This window comes from Rhodobacterales bacterium HKCCA1288 (assembly GCA_015693905.1).
Lineage (GTDB): Bacteria > Pseudomonadota > Alphaproteobacteria > Rhodobacterales > Rhodobacteraceae > M30B80.
Genome location: CP065161.1, coordinates 724798 through 748378 on the forward strand (window position 1 = coordinate 724798; position 23581 = coordinate 748378).

Genomic DNA, 23581 nt, shown 5'->3' on the forward strand with positions numbered 1-23581 from the left:
CCGCTCTCTAGGGGGCGGCTTTTTTGTGTCGTTGAGGGCACGCGGTGGATTATTCCACGCCTTCAATCAAGACCAATTCGCGTATTGAGCTGTCCTTGGCAAATGCCATCGCCTCTTGATAGGCGGGGCTGTCATAGCAGGCATTGGCATCGGCCAAACTGGGGAACCAGATCACCACATTGCGCGCATGACCCTGCCCTTCTTTGATGATCACCTCACCACCGCGGGCCAAGAATTTGCCACCAAAGGCCGCAATCGCGGGGCCTGCCAATTCGGCATAGCGCGCATATTCCTCTGGATTTGTAACGGTGACATGCGCCACCCAATATGCCCCTGCCATATTATGATACTCCCTTAATCACATCCCGCACGGCTGCAAGCGCCGCATCGGCTTGGGTGGCATCCTTCGCCCCCCCTTGCGCCAAATCTGCGCGGCCACCACCGCCCTTGCCGCCAAGCGCCTCAACGGCTGCCTTGACCAGATCAACGGCGCTAAGCCGCGCGGTCAGATCATCGCTGACCCCTGCGGCCACTGCGGCCTTGCCATCGGCTTCGGCAATCAAAAGAACCGCGCCAGAGCCGATTTTGGCCTTATGCGCATCAATCAAGCTGGGCAGATCTTTGCCAGTAACACCTGCAACCACCTGCCCAAAAAAGGCGATGCCGCCGATATCTTCGGCAGCGACCTCTTTGGCCCCCGCACCACCACCCGCAAGCGCAAGCTGTTGGCGCAATTGGTCGCGTTCATTCTGAAGCGCGCGGCGCTCCTCCATCAAGGACTGGACACGGGCCAAAACATCAGGCCCTTGCGCCTTGAGCATCCCGCCAAGCTGGCTGAGGATGCGATCTTGTTGCGCCAAATAATCAAAGGCCGCTTGCCCCGTCAGCGCCTCAATGCGCCGCACACCCGAGGAAGAAGCGGTTTCCGCGAGCGTCACATAAAGCCCAATGTCGCCCGTCTGGCGCACATGGGTGCCGCCGCACAGTTCAAGACTATAGGTCGCTCCATCGCTGCCCTTGCCCGACCCTGCAAGCTTACCCATGGAGACCACGCGCACCTCATCGCCGTATTTCTCACCAAAGAGCGCCTGCGCCCCCAAATCACGCGCCGCATCAGGGCTCATGATCCGTGTCTCAACAGCCGCGTTTTGGCGGATGAATTCATTCACCTCGGCATCGACCCGCGCCAATTCCTCGGTGCTGAGCGCCTTGGCGTGCGAAAAATCAAAGCGCAAACGATCCGCCGCGTTCAATGAACCACGCTGCGCCACATGATCGCCGAGCGCGCGGCGCAGGGCCTCGTGCAACAAATGCGTGGCCGAATGGTTCGCGCGAATGGCGCTGCGGCGGCTGTGATCCACAACCAATTCCGCGGCCTGCCCGGTCTTAATCTCGCCTTCTGTCACCTTGGCGATATGCAAGAACAGGCCCGCAACCTTTTTGGTGTCTGATATTTCAGCGCGGCCCGTATCGGTCTTAACCAGACCAGTATCGCCGACCTGACCACCGCTTTCGCCGTAGAACGGGGTTTGGTTCGTGATCAGCGTGACAGCGCCGCCTTTTGCCGCGGCATTCACTTCGGCCCCGTCAGAAACAAGGGCCAAAATCTGACCTTCGGCTTGTTCCGTGTCATAGCCCAAAAATTCGGTCGGGCCATGTTGATCGGCCAGATCATACCAAATTGCGGCATCTGCCGCCTCGCCTGACCCCGACCATGCGGCGCGCGCCTTGGCCTTTTGGGCCTCCATCGCTTGGTCAAACCCGTCTGTGTCGACCTTGCGGCCCTTTTCGCGCAGAGCGTCTTGGGTCAAATCCAGCGGAAAGCCATATGTGTCATAAAGTTTGAACGCCGTCTCACCTGCCAAAGCGGCCCCTTCGGGCAGATCGACAAGGGCCTCATCCAACAGTTTAAGCCCACGATCAAGCGTGGTGCGGAAGCGTTCTTCCTCAAGCTTAAGCGTCTCGGTGATCAGCGCCTGCGCGCGGCCAAGCTCGGGATAGGCCTGCCCCATCTGGCTGACCAAAGCAGGCACGAGGCGATACATCAACGGGTCTTGCGCGCCCAAAAGATGGGCGTGGCGCATCGCGCGGCGCATGATGCGGCGCAACACATACCCCCGCCCCTCGTTTGAGGGCATAACCCCATCCGCAATCAAGAATGAGGTCGAGCGCAAGTGATCCGCAATCACGCGGTGATGCACATTCTTTGGCCCGTCTGGATCAACGGATGTTGCGTGCGCGGAAGCCTCAATCAAGGCGCGCATCAGATCTGTATCATAATTGTCGTGCTTGCCCTGCAAAAGCGCGCCAATCCGCTCAAGACCCATGCCGGTATCGATGCTCTGCATCTTAAGAGGCACCATCGAGCCATCCGCGAATTGCTCATTTTGCATGAAAACCACGTTCCAAATCTCGATGAAACGATCGCCATCTTCTTCGGCTGATCCAGGAGGGCCGCCCCAGATATGGTCGCCATGATCATAGAAAATCTCGGTGCAAGGGCCGCAAGGGCCTGTTGGCCCCATCTGCCAGAAATTGTCGGATGTGGCGATGCGGATGATCCGATCCTCAGGCACGCCCACCTTTTTCCAAATCTCAAACGCCTCATCATCGGTATGATAGACCGTGGTCAAAAGACGTTTCGGGTCGATATCAAAATCCTTGGTGATCAATTCCCATGCAAAGGGAATGGCTTCTTTTTTGAAGTAATCACCAAAGGAGAAATTCCCAAGCATTTCGAAAAACGTGTGATGGCGCGCCGTGTAGCCGACATTATCAAGGTCATTATGCTTACCGCCCGCGCGCACACATTTTTGCGCCGTGGTGGCGCGCGGCGGGTCGCGATGCTCAAGCCCTGTGAAGACGTTTTTGAACTGCACCATGCCCGAATTGGTGAACATCAAAGTCGGGTCATTGCGCGGCACAAGCGGCGAGCTTTCGACAATGGCATGGCCGTTGCGTTCAAAATATTTGAGAAAGGTTGAGCGAATATCGTTCAAACTGGCCATGAGCACGCGGTCTTTCTGACTAAATCCATCGGTTCTGCGTGGGATACAAGTTTGTCAAAGCACTGTCCACAGGACAAAAACTTTGGGCGGGGATGGAAATTTCAAGGGCCTAAAATGCAAGACGCGCGCAGCCCGATTGGGGCTACGCGCGAAATTGTGCTGACGCAAGGAGTGGGGAATTAATCCTCAACCATTGCGCTGTCATCACTGTCATCCATGCCGAATTCCAACCCATGGGCGGCACGGATTTTGTCCTCGATTTCCAAAGCCATGCTTGGATTGTCTTTCAGAAATTGCTTGGCGTTTTCGCGGCCCTGTCCAATCCGCTCGTCCCCGTAAGAGAACCAAGCGCCTGATTTCTCAACCACGCCTGCCTTAACACCCAAATCAAGCAATTCGCCCGTTTTCGAGATGCCCTCGCCATACATGATGTCGAATTCCACCTGTTTGAACGGAGGAGCCACCTTGTTTTTGACCACTTTCACACGGGTTTGGTTGCCGACAACCTCGTCACGATCCTTGATCGCGCCGATGCGGCGGATATCCAAACGCACGGATGAATAGAATTTCAGCGCATTACCACCTGTGGTGGTTTCTGGGCTGCCAAACATCACACCGATTTTCATGCGAATCTGGTTGATGAAAATCACCATACAGTTTGAGCGCGCGATGGAACCTGTCAGTTTGCGCATCGCCTGAGACATCAGGCGCGCATGCACCCCGACCGAGCTGTCGCCCATATCACCCTCAAGTTCGGATTTCGGGGTCAACGCTGCAACGGAATCCACCACCACAAGGCTAACCGCGCCAGAGCGCACCAATGTATCGGTGATTTCAAGCGCCTGTTCCCCTGTATCGGGCTGAGAAATCAGAAGATCATCCAAATTCACGCCCAATTTTTTGGCATATTGTGGGTCAAGCGCGTGTTCGGCATCGACAAAGGCGCATACCCCGCCCTTCTTTTGCTCTTCCGCGACCGCGTGAAGCGTCAGCGTGGTCTTCCCCGAGCTTTCAGGGCCATAGATTTCGATGATCCGCCCCTTTGGCAGACCCCCAATCCCAAGGGCGATATCGAGCCCGAGCGAGCCTGTCGATGTCGCCTCAATTTCTTGGATGGCGTTCTCACCCCCAAGGCGCATGATCGAGCCCTTGCCAAATTGACGCTCGATCTGTGCCAAGGCGCTGTCGAGTGCCTTTTGCTTTTCCGCCGCGTTGCGATCCGTCATGTCCAGAATATCCGCCATTGCCATTGGTTTGGCTCCTTATTTCACACTGCTGCCAAGGCGGCAATGCTTGCCCGTGTTCACTTCTTGTTCTCAGACATAAATGCAAACAAAAAGAGAACATTTCAAGTAAAATCTTGCAAGGCCCATGTTTTACAGTGAATGGTAAAGAAGTGGTTACGGGGATCGCCCTTGGCGATAATATTAATATGCTCTTGTTTTTTAAGCAGAAACTGGTGCTTTTCAGTGTGCCAAAAACAGGCACAACCGCATTAGAGGCCGCAGCCCTGCCCTATGCGAGTGCGGCGATTCTTGACCCGCCGGGGATGAAACATGTCTCGGTGTCGCGCTATAAGGCGCAGCTTGCCCCGTTTTTCGAGGCGCGCGGCAAGCAGCCGCATGAAACCATGGCCATCATGCGCGAACCCATTGACTGGCTTGGAAGTTGGTATCGCTACAGACGGCGCGATCAAATCAGGGGAAAACCAAATTCCACCGCTGATGTAAGTTTCGCCGAATTTGTTGAGGCGTGGTTGCTTGATACCCCCCCTGCCTTTGCACAAATCGGCGCGCAGGCGCGTTTTTTGGGCACGGACACGGCGCAGATCGGGGTCGATCACTTGTTTCGATATGATCAAATGGATCGGGCAGTCGCGTTTTTGGAACAAAGATTGGGGGTGTCGCTGCAGCTAGAGCGGCGCAATGTCTCGCCAAGCCTGCCATTGGAATTGCCCAAGGGGCTTGAGGCGCGCCTCAGGGCAGAGCGGCCCGAGGAATTCGCACTATGGGAGGCGCTCTGCGCGCGTTTGTAATTGATGCTCTACCTTGGCCAAGAGGTCGGCCAGCGCAAAGGGTTTTTGCAAAAAGGCAGAATTGGGGATCTCGCCCAAGGTTTTTTGATACACATCCTCCGCATAGCCCGACATGAACACGACAGGGGTTTGCGGGCGTGTTTCCAACGCCTCGCGCACCCAAGAGGGGCCATCACGCCCCGGCATCACGACATCGCTGATGAATAAATCAACCTCGCAATTTGGGGCGCGCAGCTTTTCAAGGGCTGCTTCCGCGCTCTCAGCCTCTTCCACCTCATAGCCGCGCAGGCGCAGCGCGCGGGCGGCGAAAGCGCGCACGGGCGGCTCATCCTCGACCAACAAGATTTTCTCACCCCGTCCCTTGGATTGCTTTGCGGGCGCAGGCGCCTGCGGGGTGGCCGCATTTGGCGTGTCTACGGGCGGGGCTGCCGCAGGATCATATGCAGGGCAGTAAATCGTAAATGTTGCCCCCTGCCCCAACTCGCTATCGACAAAGATATACCCGCCCGTCTGTTTGATGATGCCATAGACCATCGACAACCCAAGGCCTGTGCCCTTCCCCACGCCTTTGGTTGTGTAAAACGGCTCAAAAATCTTGTCCCGCTTGTCAGGGGCAATGCCTGTGCCTTGATCGCGCACTTGCAAGGTCACATAGCGCCCTTCTGGCACAAGCGCGCGGTCGCGCGCCAAGGGGGCATCAAGCGTCACCATTTTCGTCTCGACCGTGATTTCGCCCCCTTCGGGCATAGCATCACGGGCGTTTACCACCAAATTCATCACCACCTGCTCAAATTGGCGCCGGTCCGCCTGAATGGGCATAAGCGCAGGATCATGCGCGATGCGCAGCCTGACAGTCTCGCCCACCAATCGATTTAGAAGATGGCCCAGATCAGACAGGCAATCGCGCAAATCGACCACTTCTGGGGCCAAGCTTTGCTTGCGCGAAAAGGCCAAAAGCTGCCCCACAAGGGCGGTGGCGCGATTGGTGTTTTGTCGGATTTGTTCGATATCCGAAAAGTCAGGATCACCTTGATCATGACGCAGCAACAAAAGATCCGTGTGGCCGCTAATTGCGGTCAGAACATTGTTGAAATCATGCGCAACGCCACCTGCCAATTCGCCAATAGCCTGCATCTTTTGGCTCTGCACGAATTGGGCCTCGAGTTGCTTTAATTCGGTCGCATCATGCAACACCGCCAAGAGTGTATCCCCCCCCAACCCCGCAGGCGCATTTTCAGCAACAACACGCCCTAGGGTGATTTGCACAAAGCAATCATCATCACGATTGCGCACCCGCACCATCTCGGGGCGGTTTGGCACGCGCTCAGCGAGAACATCAGCCACCCAGTCGCGCACGGGGCGGCCTAAGCCTTCGACCAGATTGCCAAGGGGGCCGAGATCCCCCCCCGCCTCAATCGCCAAAAGCCGTTGCGCCGCGCGGTTGGCGACCAGAACCTGACCATCGCCCGCAACATGCAATAGGGCTGCAGGCAAGGCATCAAACACCTCAGATAGGCCCGTAGAATTGCGTGGCAGGTGATCGGGGCCAAGCAAGAACAATTCCCGCGTCCCATCAACCCGTGCTGCAAGCGCCGCACGCATGTCCACCACCCCGCGCGGGGAATGCACCCGATGGGTCTGGCCCGATTTCAAGGGCAAGTCATCGACAATATCCGCCAATCTTTCGATCTTTTTCCCATCGCGCGCCATAAGCCGCGCGATTGCGGCATCATTAATGGCCAAAACCTCATCTTCGGCGGATAGAAGAAGCGCGGGCAGGCCCAACCCTGCACCAAAGCCCGAAATTTCGCCACGCGCCTCCATGAATTCAATGCGCCAGATGACGAAATCGCCCGTGTTGTGCAGCGCCAGCCGCAAACCGCCCTTTGAAAGCCGCAGCACCTCGCGTGCGGGGATTTGCGCGCCGAGATCTTGATCCAATTGCGCCAGGTGACGGGCAACAACCGCCGCGGCATTGGGCAGACGCTGAGCCAAGGCCAGATCAATACGATCACATCCTTGCAGGCGCAGCATAGTATGCGCAGACGGGTTGGCATGTTCCAACTTACCGCGACTATCGGTGATCAAAACCGCATCAACATCGCCGTGATAGACCTTGGCCAAGGCCCTTAAATCTGCATCACGGCGCGATTGTGCCCATAAGGCAGGGATCAAAGCGGCCAAAAGCCCGCCCGCCCCACAAATCAGCGCGACCGACCACAGCGGTGACATAGAGGTCGTGCGCCCCGCATAGGTCAGGCCCAAGCCAAGGGTCACAATCCCAAGCACCAAAAGAACTGTCAAAAGAACAGGAGAAAATTGACCAAACCGCGGCTTGGTTTGCCCGCTCGCTATACTGGCTTGATCTGACAAGCCGCGCCTCCGTGTTCACGTTTTTTCACGCAGCATCGGCCCAAACAATTAACGATTGATTAAGATTTACGCGAAAGGCGCGGCAGCGCGCGAAGATGCTTTATTTTGCCTGTAACACGGCAAAAAAGAACCCGTCCGAGGCATTGCGCGGATCAAATCGGCGTGACTGAAGCAGGTCAAACTGCGGGTGGCGCGCCAAAAACGCATGCACCGCATCCTCATTTTCCGCACGCAGCAGCGAACAGGTCATGTAAATGATAAGGCCGCGCGGCGCGGTAAGGGTCACCGCCCGATCCAAGATCTGCGCTTGCTCACTCTGCAAGGCGGCCAGAGTTTCGGGTGTCATCCGCCACCGCACCATCGGATCACGCCGCCATGTTCCACTGCCAGAACAGGGCACATCCAAAAGAACCACATCAAATTGGACTTCGTGATCCAATTGCGCATCTTCGCGGGTTTGATAGACCATCCCCGCCCGTTCGGCGCGCAAGGCGACATCGCCCATGCGTTTGGGGAATTTATCATGTAATGTCAGATCTGCATCACTGCGCGCGGCAATGGCCAAAGATTTCCCCCCTGCGCCTGCGCAATAATCCAAAATGCGCCCTGTTTGGGGCACTGGAATCTCGGCCATTGCCATCTGCACAGACAGGTCTTGCACCTCGACCAAACCTGCCTGATAGGCGGCTGTGGCGGTAATTTTGCGCGCGCCCGTCTGCACCTCAAGCGCGGTGGCAAGGCGTGGGTCGGCTATCGCGTGCACGCCCGCTTGGGCCAAGTCGGCAATCACATGCTCAGGCGTGGTCTTGCGCGTATTTACCCGCAGATAGACAGGCGCCCGCGTGGACATGGCGGCAAGCAAGCCTTCCAAGTCTGGCCCAAATTCGGCCTTGAGCAGCGCCAACAGCCAATCGGGCGTATCGCTCAAAATATCGGGGGTTGGGTGTTCCTTCGCCTCATCCGCCGAAAGCGCGCTAGGGCCGTATGGCATCTGCCCAAAGACATCCTCAACCGCCACATTTTGCAGGCGCAAAAGCCCCAAAATCAGCGCGCGCCCCGTAGCCTGCGGGACGGTGCATCCCGCAAGGGCCGCCGCGCGGCCCCGATTGCGCAGCACATCATAGACATGATCGCTAATGGCCACGCGGTCTTTTGACCCTGCAAAGCGCGCAGACCTGCCCCATGCCCGCAAGGCGGGTTCAGGGGTTTGGCCCGCAAGAATGGCGTCTAAGACCTCAATCGCGGCCTGATATCGCGCAGCAGGCGTCACGCGCGCGCCTCAGCCCACGCGGTAATTGGGGCTCTCGCGGGTGATTTGCACATCATGCACATGGCTTTCTTGCAGGCCCGCATTGGTGATTTTCACGAACTTGCAGTTTTTGCGCATCTCATCCACAGTGGCCGAGCCCGTATAGCCCATCGCCGCGCGCAAACCGCCCACCAACTGGTGGATAACCGCATTGGCACTGCCTTTATAGGGCACCTGCCCCTCGATGCCTTCGGGCACCAATTTGTCAGAGGCGGCATCTTTTTGGAAATAGCGATCCGCTGAGCCGCGCGCCATGGCGCCAAGACTGCCCATCCCGCGATAGGATTTGAACGAGCGACCTTGATAGAGGATCACCTCACCAGGGGATTCATCTGTGCCCGCAATAGCAGAGCCCACCATCGCGCAAGAGGCGCCTGCGGCAATCGCCTTGGCAAAATCGCCCGAGAATTTAATACCGCCATCAGCAATGATCGGCGTGCCAGAGGCCGCGGCTGCTTCGGCACAATCCATGATCGCGGTTAATTGCGGCACACCAACGCCCGCCACAATCCGCGTGGTGCAAATGGATCCGGGGCCAATGCCCACTTTGACCGCATCTGCGCCTGCATCAATCAAGGCGCGAGTGGCATCGCCTGTGGCGACATTGCCCGCCACGACCTGCACAGCATTGGACAGTTTCTTAACCCGCTCAACCGCATGGGCCACGCCCTCGGAATGCCCGTGCGCTGTGTCGATCACGATCAGATCACAGCCCGCGTCAATCAACGCCTCCGAACGCTCAAAGCCCGCATCACCCACGGTTGTGGCGGCGGCCACGCGCAAACGGCCTAAATCATCTTTGCAGGCGTTGGGGTTCAGCACTGCTTTCTCAGTATCTTTCAGGGTCAAAAGACCCGTGAGCTTGCCCGATTTATCGACAACCAACAGCTTCTCGATCCGCCGTGCCTTCATCAGGCTTTTGGCTTCTTCCAAATCTGCAGGTTCGCGCAGCATCGCCAAATTATCAGATGTCATCATCGCGCGCACAGGCGTCTCGTCAGATGTCGCAAAGCGCATATCGCGGTTGGTGACGATCCCCACCACGAGGCCCTTTTCATCCACAACAGGAAAGCCCGTGAAATTATACCGCTCAATCAGGGCCTTGGCATCGGCCAAGGTCTGATCTGGGGTCAATGTGACGGGGGAATAGACAATGCCGCTTTCAAACCGTTTGACGCGCCGCACCTCGCGGGCTTGTTCCTCAAGCGTAAGATTGCGGTGGATCACCCCCATACCGCCTGCCTGCGCCATTGCAATCGCCATGCGCGCCTCGGTCACTGTATCCATAGCGGAAGACAAAAGCGGGATGTTCAGCGCAATCGATTTTGTCACCCGCGTGCGCGTATCTGCAGTCGAGGGCAGCACGCTAGACGCGGCAGGCAGCAGCAAAACATCATCAAAGGTAAGGGCCTCACGAATCTCCATCACGCATCTCTCCTTGCGGGAGTTTCAATTGGCACTGCCCTATCTCATGCATAAGCCCTGAGGGAAAGCCCCAATTGGGAAAAAATCTCAGCCGCGAAATCCTGAGGCGACCACAAATTTCTCGGAACTATCCGCGCGGCTCGCGCCTGGTTTCACATTTGCCACCTTGGCAAAGCGCTGTTTGAGGATCTTTTGCAAATCGCCCTCCGCGCCCCCTGCCAACACTTTGGCTACAAATATGCCGCCCTCTTCCAACACATCAAAGGCGAAATAGGCTGCGGCCTCGCACAAGGCGATGATGCGCAAATGGTCGGTTTGCTTATGCCCTGACGAGGCTGCGGCCATATCGCTCATCACGACATCGGCTTTGCCGCCAAGCCAGCCTTTGACCTTTTCATCTGCGTCATCTTCCATAAAATCCAATTGATGCAGCTCTGCGCCTGCGATGGCTTCGACCTCTTGCAGATCAACACCGATGATACGGCCAATGGCCTTGCCTGATTTCTCGCCCAACGCGTTGATCCGAGGCACGGCCACCTGACACCATCCCCCCGGCGCACAGCCCAAATCAACCACCCGCGCGCCTGGCACCAGAAAGCGGAACTTGTCATCCAATTCCATGATCTTAAACGCCGCGCGGCCGCGATAGCCCTCGCGCTTGGCGCGCTGCACATAGGGGTCGTTTAACTGCCGCTCCAACCAACGGGTTGAGCTGAGTTTCCGCCCGCGCGCGGTTTTGACCTTCACACGCAAATCCCGCGCGCCGCGCCCGCTGCCGCTTTTTCCTGTGGGGGTTTTGGTCATCTCAGGTTCCAACTCGCTTCTTTCCCCCGCTTACTGCGCAGACCGCATTAGCGCAAGGGACTGCGCCTTTTGCGCGAATTTCCAAAACCTGCCGCACAGGTCATGGACAAGCCCGCCAAGCCACGCCAATTTAGCCGCAATGACGCAGCGCAAGGATCAACACCACATGGCACGCAAAATCATCATTGATACGGATCCAGGCCAAGATGATGCCGTGGCTATTCTGTTGGCTTTGGCCTGCCCTGAGGCGCTTGATGTGTTGGGCGTTGTGGCCGTTGCAGGCAATGTCCCCCTGCCCCTGACCGAGCGCAATGCCCGCATTGTAACGGGTCTGTCTGGGCGCACTGATGTGCCCGTCTTCGCGGGCGAGGCTGCCCCGCTTGCCCGCCCCCTTGTGACCGCCGAGCATGTGCATGGGCAAACAGGTCTAGATGGCCCGCCTTTGCCCGAACCCCATCTGCCGCTTGACCCTGAGCATGGGGTGGATTTCATCATTCGCAGCCTGCGCGCCCATCCCAACCAAGTGACGCTTTGCCCGCTTGGCCCCCTGACCAATATCGCACGGGCCTTTCAAAAGGCCCCCGATGTGATCCCACTGGTGCAAGAGATCGTGCTGATGGGCGGCGCTTATTTTGAGGTCGGAAACATCACCCCTGCCGCAGAATTTAACATCTACGTAGACCCAGAGGCCGCCGAGATTGTGTTTCAATCCGGCGCGCCGATCACGATGATGCCGCTTGATGTCACGCATCAGGCCCTGACAACCGCGCCCCGCGTTGCAGGCTTTGAGGCAATGGGAAATCACGCAGGCGCGATGGTTGCCGCATGGACAGGGTTTTTTGAACGCTTCGACAAAGAAAAATACGGCGCTGCTGGGGCGCCTTTGCATGATCCTTGCGTAATTGCCTATCTGCTAGATTCTGACCTCTTTTCTGGCCGCACCATCAATGTCGAGATTGAAACCCAATCCGAGCTGACACTGGGCATGACGGTCGCGGATTATTGGGGTGTTACAGATCGCAAGGCCAATGCGCTGTTTATCCGCGACATGGATGCAGATGGGTTTTATGCGCTGCTGCATGACAGGATCGCAAGACTGCCATGACAGGCCAAGACAAACCCCCTCCTAGCATCGGCTTTGACAACAGCTATGCCCGCCTGCCCGATCGCTTTTTTGCGCGGGTTGCCCCGACCCTTGCGCAAGATCCAAAGCTTTTGGCGCTTAATCACCCGCTTGCAGACCGCTTGGGGCTTGCTGATACGCTTCGCGCTATGAGCGATGACGAACTGGCCCAGATTTTCGCAGGCAACAAGATGCTTGCAGGGGCAGACCCGATTGCACAGGCCTATGCGGGGCATCAATTCGGCGGATGGGTGCCGCAATTAGGGGATGGGCGTGCAATCCTCTTGGGCGAGGTGGTAACGGATCAGGGGCGCTTTGACATCCAACTTAAAGGCGCAGGGCGCACACCCTTCTCGCGCATGGGCGATGGGCGCGCATGGCTTGGGCCCGTCTTGCGCGAATATGTCTTGAGCGAGGCGATGGCGGCCTTTGGGATACCCACCACCCGCGCTTTGGCCGCTGTCACCACGGGCGAGGATATCCTGCGCGAAGATATCCGCCCCGGCGCGGTTCTCGCCCGCGTAGCTCAAAGCCATATCCGCGTGGGCACATTCCAATATTTTGCAGCGCGGGATGATCGCGAGGCCCTGCGCGCTTTGGCGGATCACGCAATCGCGCGCCACTATCCGCAGGCCCAAAGCCTTGATGATCTTTTGATCGGGATGCGCGATGCGCAAGCGCGCCTTGTTGCGCAATGGATGGGTGTGGGGTTCATCCATGGCGTGATGAACACCGACAATATGACAATATCGGGCGAAACCATTGACTATGGCCCTGCCGCCTTCATGGATCGTTATGATCCTGAGCAGGTGTTTTCATCCATCGACCAGTTTGGGCGCTATGCTTATGCCAATCAGCCCAATATCGCGGTCTGGAACATCGCCCAATTCGCCACCTCGCTTTTGCCCATCTGCGATGGCCCGCGTGAGGATGCTATAGACCGTTTCACCCAGATCGTGCAGGGATTTGCGGATCGCTTTGACGCGGAATGGCATGCGGTTTTGGGGCGCAAACTGGGGCTTGGCCCTGATCATCCGCAGGCAGGCACAATGGGGCTTCAGTTTCTCGAGCATCTCGCACGGCTGGGCGGGGATTTCACCCACGCCTTTCGGGCATTGACCGATGGGGGCCTATCTGGCCTTGAGGCTGAATTGGGCGCGACAGGGGATCAAGCCCTGCGCGACTGGGGCATGATGTGGGAGGCCGAAACCACCCCAGAGACGCGCGCAGAAATGGGTCAGGCCAACCCTGTGCGCATCCCGCGCAATCATCAGGTTGAGGCAATGATCGCGGCCGCGATGTCGGGTGATCTGTCAAAATTTCAGGCCCTAAGCCATGCCTTGGCTGCGCCCTACACGCCCGATCCCAGCCTTTCCGCCTATGAGGCCGCGCCCACTGCGGCAGAACGGGTGACACAGACCTTCTGCGGCACCTAGCGGCGATTGATCAAGATCAGCCCCGCACAAACCAAAGCAAGCGCGAGCAAAAGCTCAAGCCCAACCGCCTCGCCCAAAAAGAGCCACCCCATCGCAACCCCAAAAATCGGCGACAAAAAGCTAAAGGACGCAATGGAGGAGGCAGGGTAAATCGAGATGAACCAAAACCAGACCAGAAAGGCGGCAAAGGCAATCACCACAATCTGAAAGCCTAGCCCCGCCCAATGGATCAGCTCAGGGTCACGCAAGAACGGGCCAAAAAACAGCGCCGCCGCGATCAATATCGGGCCAGAGACTAAAAGCTGCCAAAATAACTGCATTTCAATCCGCAGCGTGCGCAACGGCGTGATCCGTGCCGACACCGCAATCGCCGCCCAACACATTGCCCCTGCAATCGCATAAATATCGCCCAAAACCCCGCCTGCGCCGCTCGCCCGCCCGTCATGCGGCCATGCCAAAGCGCACACCACCCCACCAAACGCAAGCGCCAACCCGATGCCTTTTTGGGCTGTAATCCGCTCGTCCGGGATCAGAAAATGCGCGGCCAGTGTCAGCCAAATCGGCATCGTGTAAAACAAAACCGAGGCGCGCGCGACCGTGGTGTAATCAAGAGCAAGGAACAGAAACATAAACTGTCCCGCAAAGAGCAGCGCCACCCAAAGGCCAGAGAGGGGCGCACGGGCGAAATCAAGCGGGATCCCGCGAAAGCGCATCCACAGCAGCAGCAAAAATGCGGCCCCCACAGATCGGATGCCTGCAAAAAACACGGGCTGAATCCCCTCATTCGTGACCCTGACCACGACCTGATTAAAAGCCAGAAGAATCGCAAACAGGATCATGCCCACAGTGCCGAATTGATCCATCTGCGCTTTGCGCTGTGGTTGATGCTCCATCACCCTGCCTATGTGTTTTGATATGCCATGACCCAAGCGGTCTTTTCGGGCGATGTCAAATCCCTTACAGAAGAAAAGGCAGAGGTGGAAAAAGGGCCAAATTGGTGACTGAGACGATCGAAATGAGATGCAATACGCAAGGGCTGCGCATGACGGAACAGCGCCGCGTCATTGCGCAGGTTCTAGACGCATCCGCCGATCACCCCGATGTCGAAGAACTTTACTCTCGGGCCTCCGCCGTTGATCCACGCATTTCCTTGGCCACGGTCTATCGCACCGTTAAATTATTCGAAGAAGCAGGCATCCTAGAAAAGGTAGAATTCGGCGATGGCCGCGCACGCTATGAGGATGCAGAGCGCGAACATCACGATCATCTCATTGATGTGACAACGGGCGATGTCATCGAATTCATCGATCCCGAGATCGAAGCCTTGCAAGAAAAAATCGCGGCTAAGTTGGGCTATAGGCTTCAGGGGCATAAGCTTGAGCTATACGGCGTGCCGATTACAGCGCCCAAGAAAAAATAGTCAGACCCGCCACAGGGCTAGCATCGCGCCACGGCACAGGCTAAGCCACGGGCAAGGCTATTTTGCACGGAAGCGACCCCCAGAATGGAAAATATACGCGGCATCGCCTTGATGACGGCAGCGATGTTTGGCTTTGCGATTGAGGATGCGCTGGTCAAAACCCTCAGCGTGACCATGCCTGTCGGACAAATTTTGATCCTTTTGGGCTTAGGGGGCGCGCTGATCTTTGGCGGGATCGCGTGGGCGCAAGGCACCAAATTGATCACCCGTGACTTGCTTGACCCGCTGATGCTGACCCGCAATTTGGGCGAGATGTTTGGCACGATGGCCTTCGTCTCTGCCCTCGCACTTTCGCCCATGTCTCTTGTCGCGGCCATTGTGCAGGCTATGCCCTTGATGGTGACGATGGGCGCGGCCCTGTTTTTAGGCGCGCCTGTTGGGTGGCGGCGGTGGAGTGCGATCATCATCGGCTTTATCGGGGTTCTCATCATCATCCGCCCTGGCACAGCCGAATTTGATATCGGCGCGGTTTTGGCGCTTTTTGGGGTCACGGGCCTGACGGCACGCGATTTGGCAACCCGTGTGATGCCCGCAAAATACAGCTCGATGCAGCTGTCTTGTTACGGTTTTTTTGCGGTCGTGCCCGCAGGCCTGTTACTCTGGGCCTTTTCAGAGGGGGCCTTTGCCCCGCAAAGCCCCGAGGTGATCCGCCTTGCTGCCGCCCTGCTTGCAGGGGTGATGGGCTATTACGCGCTGACCCTCTCCATGCGTATGGGGGATATCTCGGTCATTACACCGTTTCGCTACTCGCGACTCTTATTCGCCCTGATCTTGGGCGCGATTGTTTTTGGCGAGCGGCCCGATGCCTATATGCTGACAGGGTCGGCCATCGTGATCGCGGCGGGGCTTTACACGTTGATCCGCGAAGCGCGGCTTGCGCGTGCCGCACAACAGGCGCAATCGACCCTTTCTTCTGATCCCACATCGCGCTAAAGCATCGCGCAAATCTTTTTTCTTTCTTCACAGACAGGCCAAGCCATGACCACCATCATTGATATTCACGCCCGCGAAATTCTCGACAGCCGTGGCAACCCCACTGTTGAGGTGGATGTAATCCTCGAAGATGGCACCTTGGGCCGCGCGGCTGTGCCTTCGGGTGCATCCACAGGCGCCTATGAGGCGGTTGAGATGCGCGATGGCGATAAAGCGCGCTATATGGGCAAAGGTGTTCAAAAGGCGGTCGCGGGCGTCAATGGCGAATTGGCCGACACGTTGGTTGGGTTTGACGCCACCGAACAGGCCGCAATTGATGCAGTGATGATCGAAATGGACGGCACCGAGAATAAGGGCCGTCTGGGCGCGAACGCGATTTTGGGCGTCTCGATGGCCGTTGCCAAAGCCGCCGCCGAGGCCACAGGCCAACCGCTTTATCGCTATATCGGCGGCACGCAGGCGCGCGTTCTGCCTGTGCCGATGATGAACATCATCAATGGCGGTGAGCACGCAGATAACCCAATCGACATTCAAGAATTTATGGTTATGCCTGTTGCAGCCCCCACATTGTCTGAGGCTGTGCGGTGGGGGTCGGAAATTTTCCACACCCTGAAAAAAGAACTATCCGCCGCGGGTCTGGCAACGGGTGTTGGCGATGAGGGCGGCTTTGCCCCTGCGCTTTCGTCAAGCCGCGCGGCGCTTGATTTCATCATGCAGTCGATTGAAAAAGCAGGCTTCAAGCCTGGCTCTGATGTGATGTTGGCGCTTGATTGCGCGGCGACCGAATATTTCAAAGGCGGCAAATATGAGCTGACAGGCGAAGGCCTCAGCCTGACCCCTTCGGAAAATGTGGCCTATCTCAAGGCGCTTTGCGCTGATTACCCAATCTTGTCCATCGAGGATGGCATGTCCGAAGATGATTGGGCAGGTTGGAAAGAATTGACAGATGCGATTGGCGACAAGGTGCAATTGGTGGGTGATGATCTCTTTGTTACCAACCCTGCCCGTTTGGCCGAAGGTATCGAAAAAGGCTGCGCCAATGCGTTGCTGGTGAAAGTGAACCAGATCGGCACATTGACCGAAACCTTGGACGCGGTCGAACTGGCGCATCGCAACCGCATGGCCTGCGTGATGAGCCACCGCTCGGGCGAGACCGAGGATGCCACGATTGCCGATTTGGCCGTGGCCACCAATTGCGGCCAGATCAAAACAGGCAGCCTCGCGCGGTCAGATCGTTTGGCGAAATACAACCAATTGATCCGCATCGAGGAAGAATTGGGCGATGTCGCGCGCTATGCGGGCACATCCATCCTACGCTAAGGCATGATGACAGCCGCCGAGATTATCGCCCATCTGGGCCTGATGCCCCATCCTGAGGGTGGGCATTATCGGCAGACATGGGTCGGCGGCGGTGGGGGCGACCGCCCTGCAGGGTCTTGCATTTATTTCCTTTTGGCCGCAGGCGAGGTCAGCCATTGGCACCATGTCGATGCGACAGAGATTTGGCATTACCACGCGGGCGCGGAATTGATCCTGTCGCTCAGCGCGACCGATCAGGGGCCTGCGCGCGATCATATTCTTGGGCCAGACCTGACCCGCGCAGCGCCGCAGATCATCGTGCCAGAGGGGCATTGGCAATCGGCGCGCAGCACGGGGGATTACACGCTGGTGTCTTGCACTGTCAGCCCTGCCTTTTCTTTTGACGGCTTTACCCTTGCGCCCGCAGGGTTTGATATCCCGCGCGCCGCTGGTGGCTAAGGGCGGCTGATTTGCCCGCCCCCTATGGCCGCCGCCACGCCCGTGGTTGCAGGTGCAGAGGTGGGCAGCCCTGCCTGCACCCGCGCCGCAAGATAGGCAAAGGCCTGCGCCTCGAGGAAATCCCCATCAAAGCCCGCCACCTCAACCGCCACGACCTCTAGGCCCGTTAACGCGGCGAGGCGCGCCATAAGATGGCCATTCTTACGCCCGCCACCACAGACCAAAATCTGGGCAACAGGCTTGGGCAGATGTGCGAGACCTTCGGCGACAGCGCGCGCGCTGACCTCGGCCAAACTGGCCAGACCATCGGCCAAGGGCATCGTTTGCGCCTCGGTCAGAACCTGCGCAAACGTATCGCGATCAAGGGATTTTGGGGGCATTTTCAAGAAATATCCCTGCGCCATGACGCGTGCGACAAAGGCCTCGTTCACGCGGCCCGATGCGGCCAAGCCGCCGTCATTGTCATAGACCTGCCCTGTCCCTGACATCAGATCATCCATCGGCGCATTGGCAGGCCCCGTGTCAAAGGCCAAAAGCGCCCCTTCCTGTTCTGGGCGGTCATGGCTTGGATCAACATAGGTGATATTCCCCACGCCCCCCAAATTGAGAAAGGCCAAGGGCGCCGTGGCGCCCCTCTGTTTGGCAAGGGCAAAATGATAAAACGGGGCCAAAGGCGCGCCCTGCCCCCCCATCCGCATATCATTGCTGCGGAAATCCCAAATCACGGGGCAGTCAAAGGCCCGCGCCAAAACCGCGCCATCGCCCAATTGATGCGTGCGTCCCTGATCAGGATCATGCGCCAAGGTTTGTCCATGAAACCCTATAAGATCAAAGGGGGCGTTCAACGCCTGCAACGCCTCGATATGGGCGCGGTGAATGACCTCTTGGGCCTCTGCAAGGCCCGCATCATCGGGCCACTTGCCAAGGCAGCCCCGCAGCACGGCACGTTCCTGTGCGCTATAGGGGCGGAAGGCCGTTTGACCAAAACCAAGCACATGCACGCCATCGGTGTCCAAAATGGCAGCATCCACCCCATCTAGCGATGTGCCAGACATCAATCCCCCCACGCGTAGCCTTGGGTTGGCTTGACCCTTTCCCTTCATCCCCGCCCCCGTTATAGATCACCGCGCAGAGCATAAAACCGCTGCGCCTCGCTTGCCAAGAATGGATCACACCGCAATGACCTACCAGCCCAAATCCGACTTCCTTCAGATCATCCGTGCGCGCGGTTTTCTTGCGGATTGCACTGATCTGCAAGAGCTAGACGAAAAGCTGCGCGCGGGCGTGACCCCTGCCTATATCGGATATGATGCAACAGCAAAATCCCTGCATGTGGGTCATTTGCTGAATATTATGTTGCTGCGTTGGTATCAGAAAACGGGGCATAAGCCGATCACATTGATGGGCGGCGGCACCACAAAGGTTGGTGATCCCTCCTTCCGATCTGATGAACGCCCGCTTTTGGATGCGGCGGCGATTGATAACAATATCGCGGGCATGAGCCGCGTTTTCGCGCGTTATCTCAGCTATGATGACAGCCCGACAGGCGCGTTGATGCTGAACAATGCCGAATGGTTGGACGGGCTGAATTATCTGGAATTTTTGCGCGATATTGGGCGGCATTTTTCGGTCAATCGCATGTTGTCGTTTGAATCGGTCAAATCGCGTCTGGATCGCGAACAAAGCCTGAGCTTCCTCGAATTCAATTACATGATCCTTCAGGCCTATGATTTTCTTGAACTGAACCGCCGTTATGGCTGTGCGCTGCAGATGGGTGGGTCGGATCAATGGGGCAATATCATCAATGGTATCGACCTAACCCGCCGTGTTTTGGATCACGAGATTTTTGGCCTGACCACCCCGCTTTTGACCACATCAGATGGCAAGAAGATGGGCAAATCCCAAGGTGGCGCGATCTGGCTGGATGGCGAGATGCTGTCGCCTTACGAATTCTGGCAATTCTGGCGCAACACCACCGATGCGGATGTGGGGCGCTTCCTGAAACTTTACACCGAATTGCCGCTTGAAGAGTGCGAGCGGCTTGGCGCGCTTGCAGGTTCCGAAATCAACGAAGCTAAAATCGTTCTTGCCAATGAGGTGACAAGTCTGTTGCACGGGCGCGATGCCGCCGCCGCCGCAGAGGCCACCGCGCGCGAGGTGTTTGAAAAAGGGGGTATGGGCGATGACCTGCCCCGTCTCACGCTCAGCGCCGATGACATTGGCGAGGGCGTGTCGATTGTGCAGCTGATCACGCGTTCAGGCTTGGCAGGGTCGGGCAAAGAGGCCAAGCGCCTGATCGCAGAAGGCGGCGCACGGATGAATGACGCGGCCATCACCGATGCAGGCCTGATGATCACAGCCAGTGATCTGGCCACGCCCTTGAAACTGAGCGCAGGGAAAAAGCGCCACGCTTTGGTGGAATTGGGCTGATCCGTTAATCTTGGATTTACCTTGATCGGGCAGTCTTGCGGCTATGTTGCACAGCCTGCCCGATCTTGAGGATGCCCTACCCATTGCCACAGCGGGCTTTACCCAATCTGCGGGGTTTGAGCAGGCATTGCGCGCGCTCGGGCAGTCAGTTGCGCGCATTGACGGGCAGCTTTTCATAACGCGCCGATTTCCAATCCTAGGCCCCGTTGGCTATTGCGCAAAACCTGCTCATATTCCTGCCTCCATTCTTTCAGGCGCATCCCCGCGGGGCATGGCACATGTGCTCATCAACGCGGCCACCCCTGCCCAAGGGGCGGCCTTGGCCCGTGCGGGGTTTCTGCGCCTTGCCAAACCGCGCCACAGCTTGAGCGTGCCGCTGACACAAAACACCGCCGAGATGGTCGCGCGCCTGCATCCCAAATGGCGGGCCGCGCGCAAAACCGCGTTGCAGCGTGGCGCTGTGGCCCGCATTCGGCCCTTTTATACGCCGCGCGATGGGTGGCTTTTGGCCGCCGAAACTGCACAGCGCAAAAGAAACCACTATGACGGGATCGCGCTGGCCCTTTTGGCCGAAATTGGCCGCAGCAAGACCCAAAAACTGCTTTATATCTGCGAGGGGGTGTCGCGGCAGGCCGCGTTGCTATTCTCACTTTCAGGGCATGAAGCGGCCTATCACATTGGATGGCGCAGCGCCGATTGCCCCTATGGCAGCCACCAGATGCTGCTCTTTGCGGCCATGGAATACGCCGCCAAGCGGGCGCAGCATTTTGATCTGGGGCTGAGTGAGGCGGATAGCCCTGGGCTTGCGCGGTTCAAACGGGGAACGGGGGCAACACTTTTGCCGCTTGGGGGCACATGGGCGCTCAGCCGCGCTTTGGCCCCTTTGCACCGCTTAGCGCGCCAGACGCAACAGCCGCGCGCGGGCGGGCGGAACGGCGGCAATCTCTAGCCCTGTGAACACATGCAGCGTATTCAAATCTTGATCAATCACGGCATGATCGCTGACCCACCCCCCCAACATCAAATAACTGCGCAAAAGCGGCGGCAGCGTTGCCATTGCCCGTTTCAGATCGGGTTTGCGCCGCAGCTTTGCCGCGAATGGAAACACATGGGACGACTTGATCTGAGGCCGCCATTTGGCGGGTGCGATATGGCGATCACGCAACAGCGCAAAGGCATCATGATAGGGCAGCGCATCCGTGCCGCGAAAAGACGAGCAACCAAAGAGCAGCTTGACCCCGATCTCATCCACATAGGCGGTCAATGCCCCCCATGCGAGACGTAAGATGTCCGGGTCATGCACCTCTGGCGCAAGACAAAAGCGCCCCATCTCAACCATTGGCCCGTCAAAATCGGACAGGGGCGATAAATCGTAAAACTGCGCCGAATAACTGGTCTGCAAGGCTGCCCCATCGGGCAGGCACATCAGGCGAAAGCAGGCGACCAATTCCCCCGCTTCCTGCGTTTCAATGAGGATATGGTCACAAAGCGCATCATAAGGATCTGCATCTAGACCCGCCCCATCTGCCCCACCGCGAAAAGCGCGGTGCCGCAGGGTTTGCGCGGCGGTCACATCGGCGGCGGTTTGGGCCATGCGCAGCCGATATTTCCCCGCCACCTTCTCGCGCATGATGCACCTATGTTACGCAGACAAAGGATTAATTGTTGGCGTTGACCAACTCACCCACATTGATGCGGCCAAAATTACCCATAACCTGACGGAAAATCGACACCTCACGGATCGAGCTTTCCGTAACGCGGCGCGAAATATCGACAATCTGACCATCGGCAAGCGTGTAGGTTTCCACATTCGACACGGTGCCGTTATCGGCAAAGGACACGGCCACGATATCGCGGCTTACAATCTCGGGCGCCCGCCATGCATAGCTGCGCACACGATATTGCGAATAGAACCATGTGGTTTCGCCAATCACGCCCTCACCAGCAGGGCGGCCAAGGGTTTGCCCGAGGCTGTCGCGGGTATCTTGACCGATGGTGATGGCATCCAATTCTTCTTGCGGCGGGATAAAGCCGTGGTCACGGAAACTTTCGGTGCAGCCAGACAAAGCCAATCCAAAGGCCACTGCAATCACCGCTGCACGCACCCGCTTGCGCCCCATGCGTGCCTGCGTGCTGATCCGAAGTTCTGCCATGCCCATCTTCCTCACCCTAGCGCCAGCTTCCCTTCTGCGCTTGGGCGCAAACATTCAGGCATGGCGTCTGTCTTCATTTGGGCTTAACTTACAGCGACCAACAGAGCAAGCATTGCAATCGCGCGACCCTCATTTTCGAGGGGAAATTGATCAGAAACTTGAGGGGAGATCATGTCAAACGCCAGCCTACGCCCTGATCTTTTGGCTTTGGCCGAACTGCGCCGCGCAGGCGGCAAAACATTTGCCTTGACCCCCGATGCGGATGCGTTGCGCGAGATTGCAGATGGTCTAGAGCTGCGTGCGCTGCGCAAACTGCGCTTTACAGGCAAAATTATGCCCGAAGGCAAAAGCGATTGGCGCCTTGAGGGGCAACTGGGCGCCACTGTGACACAGGCCTGCAGCGTCAGTTTGGCGGATGTGGTGACGCGGATCGATACCGATGTGTTGCGCCGCTATATCGCCGATTTCACGGCGCCCGAGGCCGAAGAGGCCGAGATGCCCGAAGATGACAGCATCGAGCCATTGCCCGCAAAAATTGACCTATATGCCGTGATGACCGAAGCCTTGGCATTGGCCCTGCCCGATTATCCGCGCGCACCAGATGCCGCAACCGAGGATGACGCCGCCGATTTGGTGCATATTTACAGCGCAAGCCCCCCCAATGCGGGCCCAGTTGAGGCAGAGGATGAGCCCCCCCAAACCGCAAACCCACTTTCTGCTTTGCAAGAATTACGGGATAAATTGGCGCAATCCCCCGCAGACAGCAGCAGTGCGGGCGCAAGCAAAAACACAGGCAGCCCCGCCAAAAACAGCGATAAATAACCGCAAACAAACGCAAACGCGCGGAATTTACCCAAAGGTCTATTAGGGCTTGCATAGGTGCAGAATCTTTGTATGTTCCCGCCCTCATTCGCCAATTGGATTTTATCCCAATTTTGCGCGCGTTTTTCGGGCAAATCACCCCATGAGCCGCGCATCACAGGTTGCCCTTTGGTGAAAAAAATGTGACAGAGATTTGAAACGTGACGATGGGCTGCCCCTGTTTGGTCAATCTTGACCGCGAAGCCCCTAACAAAACCGAGGTTGAGACATGGCTGTCCCCCAGAACCGAGTGACCCGCTCGCGCCGCAACCAACGCCGTTCGCATGACGCGTTGACCGCTGGCAATCCAAATGAATGCCCCAGCTGTGGTGAGCTGAAGCGCCCCCACCACGTCTGCCCGTCTTGCGGCAGCTATAATGACCGCGAGGTTATTGCCCAAGCAGACGAGATTGATCTCGATGATGACGCGGCCTAAGGGCCGCGCGTTTTTCC

At 57.7% G+C, this 23581-nt stretch carries 22 protein-coding genes; 11 read left to right on the forward strand and 11 right to left on the reverse strand.

The features are described from left to right. Positions 1 to 49: 49 nt before the first annotated feature. From I3V23_03570 to recA, 3 genes are all read right to left on the reverse strand, one after another. A complete protein-coding gene (locus I3V23_03570) occupies positions 50 to 340 on the reverse strand; it encodes a DUF1330 domain-containing protein (GenBank protein QPI86075.1) in 291 nt (96 codons plus the stop codon). Position 341: 1 nt separating this feature from the next. Then, positions 342 to 3008 carry an alanine--tRNA ligase gene (gene alaS / locus I3V23_03575; protein QPI86076.1) on the reverse strand — a complete coding sequence of 889 codons (2667 nt, stop codon included), beginning with the start codon at positions 3006 to 3008 and terminating at the stop codon, positions 342 to 344. A gap of 179 nt (positions 3009 to 3187) precedes the next feature. Further along, positions 3188 to 4258, reverse strand: coding sequence for a recombinase RecA (gene recA / locus I3V23_03580; GenBank protein ID QPI86077.1), 1071 nt, complete (start codon positions 4256 to 4258; stop codon positions 3188 to 3190). A gap of 182 nt (positions 4259 to 4440) precedes the next feature. On the opposite strand from recA, the gene I3V23_03585 reads away from it, so the two are divergent. Beyond that, positions 4441 to 5043 (forward strand): gamma-glutamyl kinase, encoded by a 603-nt coding sequence (locus I3V23_03585; protein ID QPI86669.1) that lies wholly within the window; start codon positions 4441 to 4443, stop codon positions 5041 to 5043. On the opposite strand, the gene I3V23_03590 is transcribed toward I3V23_03585, so the two are convergent. The 4 genes from I3V23_03590 to I3V23_03605 form a co-directional block, all read right to left on the reverse strand. Then, entirely contained in the window at positions 5014 to 7275 is a 2262-nt protein-coding gene (locus I3V23_03590; GenBank protein ID QPI86670.1) for a response regulator, read from the reverse strand. The genes I3V23_03585 and I3V23_03590 overlap by 30 nt on opposite strands. A 241-nt stretch (positions 7276 to 7516) precedes the next feature. Next, positions 7517 to 8686 carry an RsmB/NOP family class I SAM-dependent RNA methyltransferase gene (locus tag I3V23_03595; GenBank protein ID QPI86078.1) on the reverse strand — a complete coding sequence of 390 codons (1170 nt, stop codon included), beginning with the start codon at positions 8684 to 8686 and terminating at the stop codon, positions 7517 to 7519. Positions 8687 to 8695: 9 nt separating this feature from the next. Then, positions 8696 to 10150 (reverse strand): IMP dehydrogenase, encoded by a 1455-nt coding sequence (guaB, locus tag I3V23_03600; protein QPI86671.1) that lies wholly within the window; start codon positions 10148 to 10150, stop codon positions 8696 to 8698. Positions 10151 to 10237: 87 nt separating this feature from the next. Then, positions 10238 to 10954: an RlmE family RNA methyltransferase gene (locus I3V23_03605; GenBank protein ID QPI86079.1), complete on the reverse strand. Its 717-nt coding sequence runs from the start codon at positions 10952 to 10954 to the stop codon at positions 10238 to 10240. Between the two features lie 166 nt (positions 10955 to 11120). Between I3V23_03605 and I3V23_03610 the strand changes: the two genes are divergently transcribed. Then, positions 11121 to 12059: a nucleoside hydrolase gene (locus tag I3V23_03610; GenBank protein ID QPI86080.1), complete on the forward strand. Its 939-nt coding sequence runs from the start codon at positions 11121 to 11123 to the stop codon at positions 12057 to 12059. Continuing rightward, positions 12056 to 13513, forward strand: a complete 1458-nt coding sequence (locus tag I3V23_03615) for a YdiU family protein (GenBank protein ID QPI86081.1) — start codon at positions 12056 to 12058, stop codon at positions 13511 to 13513. The genes I3V23_03610 and I3V23_03615 overlap by 4 nt, the downstream gene beginning before the upstream one ends. On the opposite strand, the gene I3V23_03620 is transcribed toward I3V23_03615, so the two are convergent. Continuing rightward, positions 13510 to 14406 (reverse strand): DMT family transporter, encoded by an 897-nt coding sequence (locus I3V23_03620; GenBank protein QPI86082.1) that lies wholly within the window; start codon positions 14404 to 14406, stop codon positions 13510 to 13512. The two genes, I3V23_03615 and I3V23_03620, sit on opposite strands and share 4 nt — an antisense overlap. Before the next feature lie 104 nt (positions 14407 to 14510). On the opposite strand from I3V23_03620, the gene I3V23_03625 reads away from it, so the two are divergent. The 4 genes from I3V23_03625 (at position 14511) to I3V23_03640 (ending at position 17684) form a co-directional block, all read left to right on the forward strand. After that, positions 14511 to 14933 carry a transcriptional repressor gene (locus I3V23_03625; GenBank protein ID QPI86083.1) on the forward strand — a complete coding sequence of 141 codons (423 nt, stop codon included), beginning with the start codon at positions 14511 to 14513 and terminating at the stop codon, positions 14931 to 14933. An 84-nt stretch (positions 14934 to 15017) separates the two neighbouring features. Further along, positions 15018 to 15926: a DMT family transporter gene (locus I3V23_03630; protein QPI86084.1), complete on the forward strand. Its 909-nt coding sequence runs from the start codon at positions 15018 to 15020 to the stop codon at positions 15924 to 15926. Between the two features lie 45 nt (positions 15927 to 15971). Then, positions 15972 to 17246, forward strand: a complete 1275-nt coding sequence (eno, locus tag I3V23_03635) for a phosphopyruvate hydratase (GenBank protein ID QPI86085.1) — start codon at positions 15972 to 15974, stop codon at positions 17244 to 17246. A gap of 6 nt (positions 17247 to 17252) precedes the next feature. Next, on the forward strand, positions 17253 to 17684 hold the full coding sequence (locus tag I3V23_03640; GenBank protein QPI86672.1) for a cupin domain-containing protein: 432 nt from the start codon (positions 17253 to 17255) through the stop codon (positions 17682 to 17684). Here I3V23_03640 and I3V23_03645 read toward each other — a convergent pair. Continuing rightward, positions 17681 to 18739, reverse strand: a complete 1059-nt coding sequence (locus tag I3V23_03645) for an anhydro-N-acetylmuramic acid kinase (GenBank protein QPI86086.1) — start codon at positions 18737 to 18739, stop codon at positions 17681 to 17683. The two genes, I3V23_03640 and I3V23_03645, sit on opposite strands and share 4 nt — an antisense overlap. A 124-nt stretch (positions 18740 to 18863) precedes the next feature. On the opposite strand from I3V23_03645, the gene I3V23_03650 reads away from it, so the two are divergent. Next, a complete protein-coding gene (locus I3V23_03650) occupies positions 18864 to 20114 on the forward strand; it encodes a tyrosine--tRNA ligase (GenBank protein QPI86087.1) in 1251 nt (416 codons plus the stop codon). Positions 20115 to 20157: 43 nt separating this feature from the next. Beyond that, positions 20158 to 21063: a hypothetical protein gene (locus I3V23_03655; GenBank protein ID QPI86088.1), complete on the forward strand. Its 906-nt coding sequence runs from the start codon at positions 20158 to 20160 to the stop codon at positions 21061 to 21063. On the opposite strand, the gene I3V23_03660 is transcribed toward I3V23_03655, so the two are convergent. Further along, complete coding sequence (locus I3V23_03660) at positions 21007 to 21744, reverse strand: GNAT family N-acetyltransferase (GenBank protein QPI86089.1); 738 nt, start codon at positions 21742 to 21744, stop codon at positions 21007 to 21009. The genes I3V23_03655 and I3V23_03660 overlap by 57 nt on opposite strands. A gap of 28 nt (positions 21745 to 21772) precedes the next feature. Then, positions 21773 to 22267 (reverse strand): outer membrane protein assembly factor BamE, encoded by a 495-nt coding sequence (locus I3V23_03665; GenBank protein ID QPI86090.1) that lies wholly within the window; start codon positions 22265 to 22267, stop codon positions 21773 to 21775. Between the two features lie 171 nt (positions 22268 to 22438). Between I3V23_03665 and I3V23_03670 the strand changes: the two genes are divergently transcribed. Further along, positions 22439 to 23089, forward strand: a complete 651-nt coding sequence (locus I3V23_03670; protein QPI86091.1) for a DUF177 domain-containing protein — start codon at positions 22439 to 22441, stop codon at positions 23087 to 23089. A gap of 268 nt (positions 23090 to 23357) precedes the next feature. Further along, a complete protein-coding gene (gene rpmF / locus I3V23_03675; protein ID QPI86092.1) occupies positions 23358 to 23564 on the forward strand; it encodes a 50S ribosomal protein L32 in 207 nt (68 codons plus the stop codon). Positions 23565 to 23581 lie beyond the last annotated feature (17 nt).

Coding starts and splice junctions, on each gene's coding strand:
- eno (QPI86085.1), top strand. CDS start 15,972: ATGACCACCATCATTGATATTCACGCCCGCGAAATTCTCGACAGCCGT.
- I3V23_03665 (QPI86090.1), bottom strand. CDS start 22,267: ATGGCAGAACTTCGGATCAGCACGCAGGCACGCATGGGGCGCAAGCGG.
- I3V23_03610 (QPI86080.1), top strand. CDS start 11,121: ATGGCACGCAAAATCATCATTGATACGGATCCAGGCCAAGATGATGCC.
- rpmF (QPI86092.1), top strand. CDS start 23,358: ATGGCTGTCCCCCAGAACCGAGTGACCCGCTCGCGCCGCAACCAACGC.
- I3V23_03660 (QPI86089.1), bottom strand. CDS start 21,744: ATGCGCGAGAAGGTGGCGGGGAAATATCGGCTGCGCATGGCCCAAACC.
- I3V23_03585 (QPI86669.1), top strand. CDS start 4,441: ATGCTCTTGTTTTTTAAGCAGAAACTGGTGCTTTTCAGTGTGCCAAAA.
- I3V23_03640 (QPI86672.1), top strand. CDS start 17,253: ATGACAGCCGCCGAGATTATCGCCCATCTGGGCCTGATGCCCCATCCT.
- I3V23_03645 (QPI86086.1), bottom strand. CDS start 18,739: ATGTCTGGCACATCGCTAGATGGGGTGGATGCTGCCATTTTGGACACC.
- alaS (QPI86076.1), bottom strand. CDS start 3,008: ATGGCCAGTTTGAACGATATTCGCTCAACCTTTCTCAAATATTTTGAA.
- I3V23_03620 (QPI86082.1), bottom strand. CDS start 14,406: ATGGAGCATCAACCACAGCGCAAAGCGCAGATGGATCAATTCGGCACT.
- guaB (QPI86671.1), bottom strand. CDS start 10,150: ATGGAGATTCGTGAGGCCCTTACCTTTGATGATGTTTTGCTGCTGCCT.
- I3V23_03630 (QPI86084.1), top strand. CDS start 15,018: ATGGAAAATATACGCGGCATCGCCTTGATGACGGCAGCGATGTTTGGC.
- I3V23_03605 (QPI86079.1), bottom strand. CDS start 10,954: ATGACCAAAACCCCCACAGGAAAAAGCGGCAGCGGGCGCGGCGCGCGG.
- I3V23_03655 (QPI86088.1), top strand. CDS start 20,158: ATGTTGCACAGCCTGCCCGATCTTGAGGATGCCCTACCCATTGCCACA.
- I3V23_03615 (QPI86081.1), top strand. CDS start 12,056: ATGACAGGCCAAGACAAACCCCCTCCTAGCATCGGCTTTGACAACAGC.
- I3V23_03590 (QPI86670.1), bottom strand. CDS start 7,275: ATGTCACCGCTGTGGTCGGTCGCGCTGATTTGTGGGGCGGGCGGGCTT.
- I3V23_03670 (QPI86091.1), top strand. CDS start 22,439: ATGTCAAACGCCAGCCTACGCCCTGATCTTTTGGCTTTGGCCGAACTG.
- I3V23_03570 (QPI86075.1), bottom strand. CDS start 340: ATGGCAGGGGCATATTGGGTGGCGCATGTCACCGTTACAAATCCAGAG.
- I3V23_03650 (QPI86087.1), top strand. CDS start 18,864: ATGACCTACCAGCCCAAATCCGACTTCCTTCAGATCATCCGTGCGCGC.
- recA (QPI86077.1), bottom strand. CDS start 4,258: ATGGCAATGGCGGATATTCTGGACATGACGGATCGCAACGCGGCGGAA.